Below are 14,335 nucleotides of genomic sequence, written 5' to 3'. Positions count from 1 at the left end.
AACGGCTGAACCCGTATCATAGCTCAACCGGGTTGTACGATCACTGTTGACTACGCCGTCACCGCTTGCTCGACCAAGTGACCACCCTCGATGCGCACATGCCGTGGGTGGAAACGCTTGAGACTGCTGCGATGCCCGACGCTGACGATACTCAAGCCCGGCAACTGATGAATCAAGGCTTGATAAAGCGCCGCTTCGTCTTCTTCGTCCATCGCCGAGGTGGCTTCATCCATGTACAGCCAATGCGGGGCATAGAGCAGCGCGCGGGCAAAGGCCAAGCGTTGCTGTTCGCCCGGCGACAACATGCGCTGCCAGTGATTGCTCTCATCCAGACGCGGGATCAGATGCGGTAAACGGCAGGTTTCCAGCACTTGCACATAACGCTCGTGAGGATAAACGTCACCCGGCTGTGGATAACTCAGGGCGTCGCGCAGGCTTCCAATCGGCAAATAAGGCTTTTGCGGCAGGAATAGATAGCGCTGGGCCGGCAAGCGGATATTGCCGTGGCCGCTGGGCCAGAGGTGCCCCATGGCCCGCAGCAAGGTACTTTTGCCGCTACCGGAACGGCCGCTGAGCATCAGTCGCTCGCCCGCCGCAACACTCATGTTGGCGCCGGCCAGCAAATGACGGCCGTCGGCCAGGTCCAGCCCCAGGTTGTGCACTTTCAGCTCATCGCCCTGACTCTGCACATCTATTGCCGGCGGCCGCTCTTCGTTTTCGCTCATGGCCTGGTGAAAGCTCAGCAACCGGTCACAGGTGGCGCGCCACGCTGCGAGCTCGGAGTACGCGGTAATGAACCAGCTGAAGTTCTCCTGAACGTTGCCGAACGCCGAGTTGATTTGCATCAGCTCGCCGAGCTCGATCTTGCCGGTAAAGTAACGCGGTGCCGCGACAATGAACGGGAAGATAATAGCAATCTGACCATAACCGGCTGTGAAGAATGTCAGGCGTTTTGACACCCTCATGATCTCCCAGAAATTCTGCCAGACCATGCCAAAACGGGTACTCAGCCGTTTGTTCTCGTTGGGTTCACCGTTATACAGCGCAATGCTCTCGGCATTTTCACGGACCCGGACCAGGGAAAAACGCAGGTCAGCTTCAAAGCGTTGTTGTTGGTTGTTCAAGCTGATCAGGCGCCGGCCGATCAAATGAGTCAGCCAACTGCCGACTACCGCATACACCAGCGCGCACCAGAACATGTAACCGGGAATGGTGTAGCCGAAGACTTCGATACTACCCGACACGCCCCAGAGAATGATCGAGAACGAGACCAGACTGACCACGGTGCGGATCAACCCCAACCCAAGGCTCAAGGTGTTGGAGGTGAAGCTGTTGAGGTCTTCGGAAATCCGTTGGTCCGGGTTATCGGTATAACCGCCCTGCTCCAACTGGTAGTAGTTCTTGCTTCCAAGCCAGCGGGCAAAATGATGCTCGGTCAGCCAGGCCCGCCAGCGGATGGTCAGCATCTGCGTCAGGTACAACCGATACACCGCCCCGAGGATCGCCACTGCGGCGATCCCGCAGAAATACAGAATCAACTGCCAGAACGCCGCATCGTCCTTCTTTTGCAGCGCGTTATAGAAGTCTTTGTACCAACTGTTGATCCACACCGAGATCGCCACGCTGAACAATGACAGCGCGATCACGGCTATTAACAGCGTCCATGCCTTACCCTTCTCCTCACTGCGCCAGTACGGCGTAGTCATGCGCCAGACCCGCCGCAGGAATTGCCCACTCACAGCGTCGTTGACCGCAGAATATTCAGCGTTCTGATTCATTGTTCAGGCTCTATAGGGAAAAGAACACGCGTCGAGCCGATCATAGATGATCAGCCCGGGTTATCGCGAGTCTGGAGATATTCGTTCAGCGCCCGTTCAGCGGCGAACGGGACGTTTCTGCAGTTTGCGCTGCAGGGTACGACGGTGCATGCCCAGGGCGCGGGCAGTGGCGGAGATGTTGCCTTCGTGCTCGGTCAGCACGCGCTGGATGTGCTCCCATTGCAGACGGTCCACCGACATCGGGTTTTCCGGCACCAGGGTGTCGAGGTCGGCATGCTCGGAAAGCAGAGCTGCCAGCACGTCATCGGCATCCGCCGGTTTGCACAGATAATTGCAGGCGCCGCGCTTGATGGCCTCGACCGCCGTAGCGATGCTCGAATAGCCCGTCAGGATCAACACGCGCATTTCCGGGTCGAGCTCGAGCAGCTTGGGCAGCAGCACCAATCCCGAGTCGCCGTCCATTTTCAGATCCAGTGCGGCGTAGTCCGGAATGTCCTGCTGGGCGATGGTCAGCCCCTCTTCGGCAGAACCTGCGGTGCTCACGCGAAAACCGCGGCGGTTCATGGCGCGCGCCATGACGCGGGTGAAGGTAGCGTCATCGTCTACCAGCAATAAATGCGGCAGTTCTTCGCCTTCGACTTGGATCTCGTCACTCATGTTCGTCTCCTCGGGCAACACGGGGCAGGCGCAGCTCGGTGAGCGTACCGCCTTCCTCATGACTATAGAGTTTCACTGAGCCGCCGGCGCGTGTCACGCTGGCCTTGCTCAAAAACAGGCCCAGGCCGAAACCTTTGCCCTTGGTGGTAAAAAATGGCTTGCCGATTTGCTCGGCAATCGCCAGCGGCACACCGGCGCCGTGGTCGCGAATACTGATGGTGAGGTTTTCGGCGTCCCAATCCAGATGCACTTCCAGGCCTTCGGGGCAGGCATCGGCGGCATTGTTCAGCAGATTGAGCAACGCCTGGGTCAGGTCCGGCGGCGGCGCCAATCGCGGCACCGGGCCCTGGCCCAGACGCTGGAGGCGGTAACTGGCCTCCGGACGCATCAGGTGCCAGCGGTTCAGCGCTTCGTCGAGCCAGTCGGTGACGTCTTGCATGTCCACCGCCAAACGGCGATTGGCTTCAGCGGCGCGGACCAATTGCTGCAAGGTCTCTTTGCACAGTTTTACCTGGTCCTGGAGCACGCTCAAATCATCCTGCAGCAACGGGTCGTGGTGGTCCTGACGCATTTCCTTGAGCAGCACGCTCATGGTCGCCAGCGGCGTGCCCAATTCATGGGCGGCACCGGCGGCTTGCGTGGCCACGGCCAGCAGTTGTTGATCGCGCAGGCCTTCTTCGCGGCGGATCGCCCGCAACTCTTCCTGACGACGCAGTTCCTCGGCCATCCTCGCCGCGAAGAACGTAATCACCGCCGCTGCCAGGGCAAAGCTCAACCACATGCCGTAGATCTGCATCTTCTCCCGGGCGATCGGGAAGGTATCCAGCGGGTAGAACTGCGCCAGCAGCAAGGTGTACATCGCCAAGGCGATGCCGGAGAGAACCACCGAATAACGCCAAGGCAAGGTCACTGCGGCGATGGTCAGCGGCACCAGGTAATAGGAAACGAAAGGGTTGGTCGAGCCGCCAGAGAAGTACAGCAAGGCACTGTGGATAAACAGGTCGCAGGCCAGTTGAAGGGCGTATTCCAGCTCAGTCACCGGCCACGATGTGCGCAGGCGAATGGCGGTGAAAGCGCACAGCACCATGGAAAAACCGAGGGTCACCGCCAATTGCAGCCAGGGCAACGGCAGCAAATCGAACCAGTAGGCGAGCCCCACCGAACCGGCTTGGGCGGCCAGTACCAGCGTGCGGATAAAAGTCAGACGCCAAAGGTTCTGGCGAGTGGCGGAAAGCAATTGAACGGGGGCGAGCATGAGCTCTCCTGATGAGCGCTCCAGGCGGATCGCGATGAGTATAACCAAGCCGCGCCTCCCACAGGCAAACTGCGGCAAACGGCCACAGTCCAGTCGGGATCTTCGGCGGCTGTCAGGGCGCCTCGCAGGCAAGCCTCGCTCCTGCAGGGACCGCGCAATATGTAGGAGCGAGGCTTGCCTGCGATCGACCGCGAAGCGGTCGTCATCAGCCTTAGATGTATAGAAGTTGTAACCAGGTGAACCGGAGAATAGAAGCTACAGTCTGATGGTTTCACGCAGGCTCGGACCATAGCCCCTGCGGATTGCACTCAAGGAGTTTCCATGCATACATTCAGCCGCAGCGCTGCCCTACTTGCCCTAAGCACTGGCGCCCTCGCCAGCCTGCCGGCCCTGGCCGCCGATGAGCTTCATTACAACCAGATTTCCCTGCGCGCCGAAGTCAGCCAGGAAGTCGCCCGCGACCTGATGATCGTGACCCTCTACAGCGAACAGCAGAATACCGACCCGGCCAAACTCGCCGCCGACATCAGCACCACCATCAACAAGGCGCTGGGCCAGGCTCGTCAGGTCAAGGACATCACCTTGCGTCAGGGCAGCCGCAACAGTTACCCGATCTACGACAGCAAAGGCCAGAAAATCACCGGCTGGCGCGAACGTGCCGAACTGCGCCTGGAAAGCCCGGACTTCGCCGCGCTGTCCAGGCTGACCGGCGAACTGCTGACGGACCTGAAAATGGGCGGCATGGATTTCGCCATCGCCAACCCGACCCGCAAGGCCAGCGAAGACGCCTTGCTCAAAGAAGCCGTCGGCGCCTTCCAGGCCCGCGCACAACTGGCCACCGAGGCACTGGGCGGCAAGGGTTACAAAATCGTCAACCTGAACCTCAACAGCAACGGTTACCCGCGCCCCTACATGCGCGCACCGATGATGATGAAAGCCGCCAGCATGGATTCAGCGCCGGTGACCCCGGAAGTCGAACCCGGCACCAGCCAGGTCAGCATGACGGCCGATGGTTCGATTGAAGTGTTGATGCCTTAATCGTTCCCACGCTCTGCGTGGGAATGCCTCACTGGACGCTCTGCGTCTGCTCTTGTGACGCGGAGCGTCACGGGCTGCATTCCCACGCAGAGCGTGGGAACGATCATCCCTCTCGCTACGGATTGACCCGGTAGGCCTGATCCAGCGCCTTATCCACCAACAGCTTGCTCAACTCGATCATCTGATAAATCCCCAACACCACACTGCGTCGCGAGTCTTCGAGATCGAAGGCCAGGTCGCAGGCGATGGCATTGGCGCTTGCGAGAGTCTCGGAGGCACTGGCCAGCAGCAATTCGGTGTCGAGGTCGGGGGCTACGGTGAAGATATTGACCGACCGCGTGCCAGGGGATTTATCAAGTGATGGCGCCAGGTAATGATCAAGGGCCCTATCCGCAGCGGCACGGTCCTTGAGCAGGTCTTCGGCGCTCAGAGCATCCGGGATTGGCGTGGTTATATTGAAGGGTGGGTCTGGGACGATCTTGTCCATGCATATGCTCCTACTGAAATGGGAGCCATCACTTGCCGGTCTCACTCGACAAAGAGGTGGCAGCTATGTACGGGGTGAGAATACCGGACAGTAGGACTCCGGCCAGACCGAAGTCTGCCCGCACACAGCCGCCATAACGCATTTTGCAGACGAAAAAAAACGCCGACAACGATTATGGTGGTGCTGGCGCTTTGCGCCTACTGATTCCTGGGTTCTCACGCCCTATCGCTGATTCGCAGCGACGACCAAAGGTTAGGCAAGCTCCAACTCCCACGCAACCGCCAGAGTTCGTCGGAAAATTCTCCCCCGCAGACTCGGCCGACAGCGCTTTCTGTAGGAGAAACGCACCCCCCAAAAAAACAGGCCGGCCGGTAGGCCGCCTCGCCTTGTTTTTGATCTGCCCGCCCCTTCGGAAGGCCGAGTGGAGGTGCTCATCAGGGGGGTGGCGCGTAGCGCCGTCAGCGAAGCTGATTCCGCCGCAATGCGGCGCCCCCTGATGAGCGCCGGAGCGAGGGAACGCCGAGCCTTGGCGAGGTGCCGTACGCTCGGGGCAAGCCCTTTTGGGTCCTTTTGGGGCGTTTGCCAAAAGGGCCTCGCCGTAAGGGCGAAACCCTAAGTGGCCGTTACCGCAGAAATGGATATGTACACCGGCAAGAGATTGGTCGGCTGTCAGGCCGCCATCGCGAGCAATCGAGCGTCGACCGGCTGCTCCTACAAGGGATCTGTGTACACCAGCAAGAGCCAGGCCGCCTTCGCAGACAAGCGATCGATTCACGCCTACCGACAATTTGACTCCACACACCCCAACAGCGCTACTCTCGACGACCACCGTACTCATCAAAACCGCTCTAAACGGCCATCCCAGGGGACTCCATGGAAAGAATCACCTTCAAACCGCTACTGCTCGCTGCCAGCCTCCTCGCCTGCGCGCCACTGGCTCAGGCCGCGACCACACTGGTGTACTGCTCCGAGGCCAGTCCCGCCGGCTTCGATCCCAGCCAGTACACCAGCGGCACCGATTTCGACGCCTCCGCCGAAACCGTCTTCAACCGCCTCACGCAGTTCAAACGCGGCGGCACCGAAGTTGAACCTGGACTGGCGACAAGTTGGGATGTATCCAGGGACGGTCTGACCTACACCTTTCATCTTCGTGAAGGGGTGAAATTTCACACCACCGACTACTTCAAGCCGACGCGCGATTTCAACGCCGACGATGTGCTGTTCACCTTCCAGCGCTTGCTCGACGCCGACAGCCCGTTTCGCAAGGCTTACCCGTCCGAGTCGCCCTACTTCACCGACATGGGCCTGAACACCACGATCAAGAGCATCAATAAAGTCGATGAACACACCGCCAGTTTCAGCCTGAACAACGTCGACGCAGCCTTCGTGCAGAACCTGGCGATGAGCTTCGCTTCGATCCAGTCCGCCGAATACGCCGCGCAGTTGCTTAAAGAAGGCAAAGCCGCAGACATCAATCAGAAACCGGTCGGCACCGGGCCGTTTGTGTTCAAGCGCTATCAGAAGGATTCGCAGATCCGCTACGGCGCAAACACCGCGTATTGGAAACCCGAGGATGTGAAGCTCGACAATCTGATTTTCTCGATCACCCCGGACGCCTCGGTGCGCCTGCAGAAACTCAAGGCTGGCGAATGCCAGGTCAGCGGCTATCCGCGTCCGGCCGACATCGAAATCATGGAGCAGGACCCAAACCTGCGAGTGCTCAAACAAGCCGGTTTCAACCTGGGCTTCCTGGCATACAACGTGACCCACAAGCCGCTGGACCAGCTCAAGGTTCGCCAGGCCCTGGACATGGCCATCGATAAGCCGGCGATCATCAAAGCCGTCTACCAAAGTGCCGGGCAGCTGGCGCAAAACGCTCTGCCGCCTGCGCAATGGTCTTATGACCCGAACATCAAGGACGCGCCCCACGACCCGGTCAAGGCCCGTGCGCTACTGAAAGAAGCAGGCATTGCCCCCGGCACCACCATCGATTTATGGGCGATGACGGTGCAGCGCGCCTCCAATCCCAACGCGCGGATGTCAGCACAGATGATCCAGCAGGACTGGGCCAAGGTCGGGATCAAGGCCAACATCGTCAGTTTTGAGTGGGGTGAGTACATCAAGCGCGCCAAGAGCGGCGAACACGACACCATGATTTATGGCTGGACGGGAGACAACGGCGACCCGGATAACTGGCTCGGTGTGCTCTACAGTTGCGCCGCGGTCAAAGGCAGCAACTACGCCAAATGGTGCGACCCGGCCTACGACCAGCTAGTACAAAAAGCCAAAGTCAGTACCGATCCTCAAGAACGTATAAAGCTCTATCAACAGGCCCAAAAAATTCTTAAGGAACAAGTACCTATCACACCGATTGCGAATTCGACGGTATTCCAGCCGCTGCGCAAGGAAGTGCAGGACTTCAAAATCAGCCCGTTTGGCCTGACTCCGTTCTACGGTGTGGGTATAAATAAGTAACACCATTGCCCCAACCGGGTGCGTCAGACGCCCCCGGTTGACCTCATTCGGTGCGCCCAATGCACCGAGTAAACCGCTCGCAAACGGTAAAATGCGTCAGAACTTACAACAATGCGACATTCGTGTACGTTCGTACCACTGTTTCAGACTTGTGACCGCTCAGGATCTTGCATTGGGTATGGGGCCTGCATAAGTATCCGCAGGTCGACTCACGAGGTCGTCCTCTAACTCCAAAAATGACAACAAATCATGAGGCCACCATGCTTAAACACGCGGTCATTCCGTTTTTAGTCGGCGCAAGCTTGTTAGCTAGCGCACCTTTCGCCCAAGCTGCGACTAACCTGGTGTTCTGCTCCGAAGGGAGCCCGGCCGGTTTCGATCCTGGTCAGTACACCACCGGAACCGACTTCGACGCCTCAGCAGAAACCATGTTCAACCGTTTGAGCCAGTTCGAACGTGGCGGCACCGCCGTTGTTCCTGGCCTGGCCACCAGCTGGGACATTTCCCCGGATGGCCTGACCTACACCTTCCATCTGCGCGACGGGGTGAAGTTCCACACCACACCGTATTTCAAGCCGACGCGTAACTTCAACGCCGACGACGTGCTGTTCACCTTCAATCGCATGATTAACAAGGATGACCCGTTCCGTAAGGCGTACCCGACCGAATTCCCGTACTTCACCGACATGGGGATGGACACCAACATCACCAAGATCGATAAAGTCGACGATCACACCGTCAAGTTCACCCTCAAAGAAGTTGATGCCGCGTTCATCCAGAACATGGCCATGAGCTTCGCTTCGGTCCAGTCCGCCGAGTACGCTGCCCAGTTGCTCAAGGAAGGCAAAGCCGCCGATATCAACCAGAAGCCGGTCGGAACTGGTCCGTTCGTGTTCAAGAGCTACCAGAAAGACTCCAACATCCGTTACACCGGGAACAAGGACTACTGGAAGCCTGACGACGTCAAGATCGACAACCTGATCTTCGCCATCACCACCGACCCGTCGGTGCGTATTCAGAAGCTGAAAAAGAACGAGTGCCAGATCACTCTGTTCCCACGCCCGGCCGACCTGAAGGCGCTGAAAGAAGACAAGACTCTGAAGGTGCCTGACCAGGCTGGTTTCAACCTGGGTTATATCGCCTACAACGTGATGGACAAGATCAAGGGCAGCGATCAGCCGAACCCGATGGCTCAACTGAAAGTGCGTCAGGCACTGGACATGGCCGTCAACAAACAGCAAATCATCGACTCGGTTTACCAGGGTGCGGGTCAACTGGCGGTCAACGCCATGCCGCCAACCCAGTGGTCTTACGACACCACCATCAAGGATGTGCCGTACAACCCTGAGAAAGCCAAAGAGCTGCTCAAGGAAGCCGGCATCAAGGAAGGCACCGAGATCAACCTGTGGGCGATGCCGGTGCAGCGTCCTTACAACCCGAACGCCAAACTGATGGCTGAAATGCTGCAGTCCGACTGGGCCAAGATCGGTATCAAGGCCAAGATCGTGACCTATGAGTGGGGCGAGTACATCAAGCGCTCCAAAGGCGGCGAAAACGGCGCGATGCTGATTGGCTGGAGCGGCGACAACGGTGACCCGGACAACTGGCTGAATGTGCTGTTCGGCTGCGATTCGCTGCAGGGCAATAACTTCTCCAAGTGGTGTGACAAGAAGTTTGACGGCATCGTGAAAGAAGCCAAGCGCACCACCGATCAGGCCAAGCGCACCGAACTGTACAAACAGGCGCAACACGTCCTCAAAGACGCCGTTCCAATGACACCTATCGCTCACTCGACGGTGTTCCAACCCATGCGCAACAACGTGCAGGACTTCAAGATCAGCCCGTTTGGCTTGAACTCCTTCTACGGCGTCAGCGTCAGCAAATAAGGTCTGGCAACGGCGGCGTCCCTGACGTCGCCGTTGCTTTACCTGCCAGGACCGCAGAATCCGCTTACATCCGAAACCGCTGCGTACTACAGCAGCGGCTGTAGGGCGTATTGCCTTTTCCTACGCGTCTTTCAGGCCTTACGCATTTACCGCCTCGCCTGCGACTCATACCGTCGAGGCACGGCAGTTATACGATTTTGGCCGGCACTGCTGTACGCGATGGTTTGGGATCAGTGATACCCGCACGTCCCGGGACGGGGCGATTGCTCGCTGATCAAGACACTAACAAGAGAAGGAGCGTCATGCGCCACACCTTGGTTACATCCGCATTGCCGGGCACAGGCTTGCTGGCCGGCACATCGATCAGTCAGGCCTCCAGCAATAGCCTGGTGTTCTGCACGGAAGGTAGCCCGGCTGTCGGCATCACTTCGTAAATAACTGACCGAATCCCGGAGCGCGAATTTCGCTCTCCAGCAATCGTGTTGCCTGAAATCGGCCAACTGGCCTCTAGCAAACGTTTGCAATGCCTTGATTGAATTAAAAACCAATAGCCGGACGAGCAAAAACCGGCATCAAAAAAAGAAAGAACGGAGCTTCACCCATGAGATTGAGCAGCACCGCGTTATTAGCCTTGGCCATCAGCAGCATTACGGCCACCGCCTACGCAGAAAGCGTGAGCCAGGACTTCGTTCCAACCCAGCTCAACAGCACCAGCGCACAGGCCGATACCAAAGGTTTTATCGAAGGGCAAAGCCTGTCGGGGACTACCCGTAACTGGTATGCAAACGAGTTGAAGCGTCGTGATGACCGCTTCAAATATCAAAAAGACGGCGCGCTCACCACGACTCCACGTCGTATCAACTGGGTTCAAGGCACAATCCTCAATTACACCTCGGGCTTTACCCAAGGCACTGTAGGTTTCAGTACTGAAGTCGCGGCGTACAACGCGATTGCTCTGGATCGCAGCCGTCACGACGTCGCGGCTGGTAACGGTGGCGCCAGTGGGAGCAACCGGACCCTGACTGACAGCAGCGGTGATCCGCTAGATCAATGGAGCAAACTGGGTCTGGCCAACGTCAAGGCGCGTGTATCCAACACCACCGTGACTGCCGGTCGCCAGAACTTCAGCACACCGATTGTCGATGTCATCGGCAACCGCCCTCTGCCTTCAAGTTTCGAAGGTGTGAGCATCCACAGCGAAGAGTTCAATAACCTGTCGTTCGATGCCGGTACCTTCGATCGCGTGTCGCCACGGACCGAGCAAAGCCTGTCGAAATTCCGCTCGGAATACTCCAACAACGGCGCTGAAACCGACCACGTGAACATCGTCGGCCTCAACTACCAGCCGCTGAAAAGCCTGAAGACCAGCCTGTATGCCTCCAATGTCGAAGACTTCTGGAACCAGTACTACTTCGGCGCCACTCACGAACTGGGCGATAGCTCGGTTCTGAGCCTGACCACTGGCCTGAACTACTACAAAACCGTCGACACCGGCAAAAAAGAGATGGGTGAAATCGACAACGATGCCTACTCGCTGTCGTTCGGCCTGACTCACCAGGCCCATAGCCTGACGTTCTCCTACCAGGGAATTAACGGTGACGAGTACTTCGACTACCTGCACGAAACCAACGGTATCTACCTGGCCAACTCCCTGCTTTCGGACTTCAACGGCCCGAACGAAAAGTCCTTCCAGATCGCCTACGGCCTCAACATGGCTGAATACGGCGTTCCAGGCCTGAAGTTCAACATCTACCAGGCCCGCGGCTGGGGCATCGACGGTACGCATTACACCGGCACCGCCTATGACGTGAAAAACCTGGATGGCGAGCACCACTATGAATACGGCATCGGTGCGTCCTACGCCGTACAGAGCGGCCCGCTGAAAGCCACCGCCGTTCGCGCGACCTACACCACGCACCGCGCCAGTGAGAATCAGGGCGACGGCAACATCAACGAATTCCGTCTGGTCACCACCATTCCATTCAACATTCTCTAAAGCGCCAGTTGAACGGCGGATTCATGATGAATCCCCCGTTCAAGCCAGTCTGGTTCAATTGATTGCAGAGGGCTCCTAATGAAGATGCTCCCCTTACAAGCCGCTATTGCCGCCGCGCTGTTGAGTGTCGCTGTCGGTATTTCGGCCAAACCCTTGGTGGTCTGCACCGAAGCCAGCCCGGAAGGTTTCGATATGGTCCAGTACACGACTGCAGTCACAGCCGATGCGGTAGCCGAAACCATCTTCAATCGTCTGGTGGACTTCAAACCCGGCACGACCGAAATCGCCCCTGCGCTGGCCGAAAGCTGGGACATCAGCCCGGACGGCCTGAGCTACACCTTCCACCTGCGCAAAGGTGTGAAGTTCCACACCACTGACTACTTCAAGCCGACCCGCGACATGAATGCCGACGACGTGGTCTGGAGTTTCCAGCGTCAGCTGGACCCGAAACACCCATGGCATGACAAGTCCAGCGTGGGCTTTCCGTACTTCGAAAGCATGGGTTTCAAAGAGCTGCTCAAAAGCGTCGAAAAACTCGACGACTACACCGTCAGGTTCACCCTGACCCGTCCCGAGGCACCGTTCCTGCCTGACGTGGCCATGGCGTTCTCCTCGATCTTCCCGGCCGAGTACGCCGACCAGTTGCTCAAGGCTGGCAAGACCAACGACCTCAACAGCAAACCGATCGGCACCGGCCCGTTTGTCTTCCAGCGTTACGCCAAGGATGCCCAGGTTCGCTTCAAAGCCAACCCCGATTACTTCCGTGGCGCACCACCAAGTGAAGTGCTGATCCTGGCCATCGCCGTCGACAACAATGTGCGTCAGCAGAAGCTCAAGGCCAACGAGTGCCAGATCGCCCTCTACCCAAAACCCGATGACATTCCAAACCTCAAGGCTGATCCAAACCTGAAGGTCGATGAAATCGAAGCGATGACCACCTCGTATACCGCGCTCAATACCTCCCGCAAGTACATGAGCGACGTGCGAGTACGTCAGGCGGTCGAAATCGCCTTCGACAAGCAGGCCTATGTCAACGCGCTGTTCGGCAAGGGTAACGCCCTGACCGCCGTCAACCCGTATCCGCCGACCTTGTTGGGCTACAACAGTAAACTGCAGAACCCGCCCCACGACGTGGACAAGGCCCGCGCCCTGCTCAAGGAAGCCGGCGTGCCGGAAGGCACTGTATTCACCTTGTTCACCCGTAACGGCGGCGGCCCGACCAACCCCAACCCGATGCTCGGCGCACAGATGATGCAGGCCGATCTGGCCAAGGTCGGGATCAAACTCGACATCCGCGTCATGGAATGGGGGGAAATGCTCAAGCGCGCCAAAAACGGTGAACACGATATGGTGTCCGCCGGATGGGCGGGCGATAACGGCGACCCGGATAACTTCCTGACGCCTATGCTCAGTTGTGAGGCGGCGAAAAACGGCGAAAACTACGCCCGCTGGTGCAACGAGAAGTTCCAGGCGCTGATCGACCAGGCCCGTGAGAAGACTGACCCGGCCGAACGTGCGGCGCTCTATGAGCAAGCCCAGGAGATTTTCCACCAGGACCAGCCCTGGATCAGCATGGCACACACAAGAATGTTTACTGCCATGCGCAAGAACGTCGAGGGTTATCACATTAGCCCTCTGACCACTAACAACTTCGCTACCACCCTGGTGAAGTAGATAAGAAACGTCCGTCACCGTTGATCCCAGCGGTGCCGGACACGCCTAACCGGCTGATGAGGTACACCAGAAGATGTTTAGTTTTATTGCCCGCCGCGTGGGGTTGTTGATCCCCACCTTCTTCGGCATCACCTTGCTGACTTTCGCTTTGATTCGCATGATCCCCGGCGACCCCGTGGAGGTGATGATGGGCGAACGTCGGGTCGACCCTGAGATGCATGCCCAGGCAATGGAACGCCTGGGTCTGAACAAACCGCTGTATGCCCAGTATCTGGACTACATCGGCAAACTCGCCCACGGCGACCTTGGCGAATCCCTGCGTACCCGTGAAAGCGTCTGGACCGAATTCACCTCGCTGTTCCCGGCGACCCTGGAGCTGTCCTCGGCCGCCCTGCTGTTCGCCGGTGTCCTCGGGCTGCTGGCCGGGGTGATCGCCGCCTTGAAGCGAGGATCGCTGTTCGATCATGGAGTGATGGGCATCTCCCTTGCGGGTTATTCGATGCCGATCTTCTGGTGGGGCCTGATCCTGATCATGTTCTTCTCGGTATCGCTGGGCTTGACGCCAGTCTCCGGGCGGATCGATCTGCTTTACGACATCGAGCCAAGAACCGGCTTCATGCTGATCGACACCCTGCTGGCCAATGACACCAGCGCCTTCTTCGATGCCCTGCATCACCTGATCCTGCCGGCCATCGTGCTCGGCACCATCCCGCTGGCGGTGATCGCCCGGATGACCCGCTCCTCGATGCTCGAAGTGCTGCGCGAAGACTACATCCGTACCGCCCGGGCCAAAGGCCTGTCGCCAGCGCGCGTGGTATTTGTGCACGGTCTGCGTAACGCCTTGATCCCGGTACTGACCGTTGTCGGTCTGCAAGTCGGCACCCTGCTGGCCGGCGCGGTTCTGACCGAAACCATTTTCTCCTGGCCCGGCATCGGCAAATGGCTGATTGAAGCCATTGGCGCCCGAGACTACCCGGTGGTGCAAAACGGCATCCTGCTAATCGCCTGCCTGGTGATTATGGTCAACTTCGTGGTGGACATCCTCTACGGCTTTGCCAACCCACGCATCCGTCACCAGCGCTGAGATCA

General features: G+C 58.4%; 11 protein-coding genes. 7 read left to right on the top strand and 4 right to left on the bottom strand.

What is annotated here, in order from left to right; genetic code table 11:
- Window positions 1-50 precede the first annotated feature (50 nt).
- From AC07VR_RS00520 to AC07VR_RS00510, 3 genes are all read right to left on the bottom strand, one after another.
- Complete coding sequence (locus AC07VR_RS00520; protein ID WP_494995210.1) at window positions 51-1,778, bottom strand: ABC transporter ATP-binding protein/permease; 1,728 nt, start codon at window positions 1,776-1,778, stop codon at window positions 51-53.
- A gap of 96 nt (window positions 1,779-1,874) precedes the next feature.
- Complete coding sequence (locus AC07VR_RS00515) at window positions 1,875-2,435, bottom strand: response regulator transcription factor (protein WP_494995211.1); 561 nt, start codon at window positions 2,433-2,435, stop codon at window positions 1,875-1,877.
- Window positions 2,428-3,690, bottom strand: coding sequence for an ATP-binding protein (locus AC07VR_RS00510; protein WP_494995212.1), 1,263 nt, complete (start codon window positions 3,688-3,690; stop codon window positions 2,428-2,430). The genes AC07VR_RS00515 and AC07VR_RS00510 overlap by 8 nt, the downstream gene beginning before the upstream one ends.
- A gap of 321 nt (window positions 3,691-4,011) precedes the next feature.
- On the opposite strand from AC07VR_RS00510, the gene AC07VR_RS00505 reads away from it, so the two are divergent.
- On the top strand, window positions 4,012-4,728 hold the full coding sequence (locus tag AC07VR_RS00505; protein ID WP_495010230.1) for an SIMPL domain-containing protein: 717 nt from the start codon (window positions 4,012-4,014) through the stop codon (window positions 4,726-4,728).
- A gap of 115 nt (window positions 4,729-4,843) precedes the next feature.
- Here AC07VR_RS00505 and AC07VR_RS00500 read toward each other — a convergent pair whose 3' ends face one another.
- Window positions 4,844-5,215, bottom strand: a complete 372-nt coding sequence (locus AC07VR_RS00500) for a DUF6124 family protein (protein WP_495010229.1) — start codon at window positions 5,213-5,215, stop codon at window positions 4,844-4,846.
- Between the two features lie 873 nt (window positions 5,216-6,088).
- Here AC07VR_RS00500 and AC07VR_RS00495 point away from each other — a divergent pair.
- From AC07VR_RS00495 to AC07VR_RS00470, 6 genes are all read left to right on the top strand, one after another.
- Window positions 6,089-7,690, top strand: a complete 1,602-nt coding sequence (locus AC07VR_RS00495) for an ABC transporter substrate-binding protein (RefSeq protein WP_495010228.1) — start codon at window positions 6,089-6,091, stop codon at window positions 7,688-7,690.
- A 260-nt stretch (window positions 7,691-7,950) separates the two neighbouring features.
- Window positions 7,951-9,576 carry an ABC transporter substrate-binding protein gene (locus tag AC07VR_RS00490; protein WP_494995322.1) on the top strand — a complete coding sequence of 542 codons (1,626 nt, stop codon included), beginning with the start codon at window positions 7,951-7,953 and terminating at the stop codon, window positions 9,574-9,576.
- A gap of 302 nt (window positions 9,577-9,878) precedes the next feature.
- Window positions 9,879-10,010: a hypothetical protein gene (locus AC07VR_RS00485; protein WP_494995391.1), complete on the top strand. Its 132-nt coding sequence runs from the start codon at window positions 9,879-9,881 to the stop codon at window positions 10,008-10,010.
- Window positions 10,011-10,177: 167 nt separating this feature from the next.
- Window positions 10,178-11,572 carry an OprD family porin gene (locus tag AC07VR_RS00480; protein WP_495010227.1) on the top strand — a complete coding sequence of 465 codons (1,395 nt, stop codon included), beginning with the start codon at window positions 10,178-10,180 and terminating at the stop codon, window positions 11,570-11,572.
- Window positions 11,573-11,650: 78 nt separating this feature from the next.
- Window positions 11,651-13,246 (top strand): ABC transporter substrate-binding protein, encoded by a 1,596-nt coding sequence (locus AC07VR_RS00475; RefSeq protein WP_495010226.1) that lies wholly within the window; start codon window positions 11,651-11,653, stop codon window positions 13,244-13,246.
- A 73-nt stretch (window positions 13,247-13,319) separates the two neighbouring features.
- On the top strand, window positions 13,320-14,330 hold the full coding sequence (locus tag AC07VR_RS00470; protein ID WP_494995325.1) for an ABC transporter permease subunit: 1,011 nt from the start codon (window positions 13,320-13,322) through the stop codon (window positions 14,328-14,330).
- The last annotated feature ends 5 nt before the right edge of the window (window positions 14,331-14,335 follow it).

The organism is Pseudomonas sp. GW821-FHT02H09, from assembly GCF_059421425.1.
The sequence above is the reverse complement of the archived record's forward strand: the minus strand, read 5'-3'. Positions and strand labels throughout refer to the sequence as shown.

Coding starts and splice junctions, on each gene's coding strand:
- AC07VR_RS00475 (WP_495010226.1), top strand. CDS start 11,651: ATGAAGATGCTCCCCTTACAAGCCGCTATTGCCGCCGCGCTGTTGAGT.
- AC07VR_RS00510 (WP_494995212.1), bottom strand. CDS start 3,690: ATGCTCGCCCCCGTTCAATTGCTTTCCGCCACTCGCCAGAACCTTTGG.
- AC07VR_RS00480 (WP_495010227.1), top strand. CDS start 10,178: ATGAGATTGAGCAGCACCGCGTTATTAGCCTTGGCCATCAGCAGCATT.
- AC07VR_RS00515 (WP_494995211.1), bottom strand. CDS start 2,435: ATGAGTGACGAGATCCAAGTCGAAGGCGAAGAACTGCCGCATTTATTG.
- AC07VR_RS00490 (WP_494995322.1), top strand. CDS start 7,951: ATGCTTAAACACGCGGTCATTCCGTTTTTAGTCGGCGCAAGCTTGTTA.
- AC07VR_RS00520 (WP_494995210.1), bottom strand. CDS start 1,778: ATGAATCAGAACGCTGAATATTCTGCGGTCAACGACGCTGTGAGTGGG.
- AC07VR_RS00500 (WP_495010229.1), bottom strand. CDS start 5,215: ATGGACAAGATCGTCCCAGACCCACCCTTCAATATAACCACGCCAATC.
- AC07VR_RS00505 (WP_495010230.1), top strand. CDS start 4,012: ATGCATACATTCAGCCGCAGCGCTGCCCTACTTGCCCTAAGCACTGGC.
- AC07VR_RS00485 (WP_494995391.1), top strand. CDS start 9,879: ATGCGCCACACCTTGGTTACATCCGCATTGCCGGGCACAGGCTTGCTG.
- AC07VR_RS00470 (WP_494995325.1), top strand. CDS start 13,320: ATGTTTAGTTTTATTGCCCGCCGCGTGGGGTTGTTGATCCCCACCTTC.
- AC07VR_RS00495 (WP_495010228.1), top strand. CDS start 6,089: ATGGAAAGAATCACCTTCAAACCGCTACTGCTCGCTGCCAGCCTCCTC.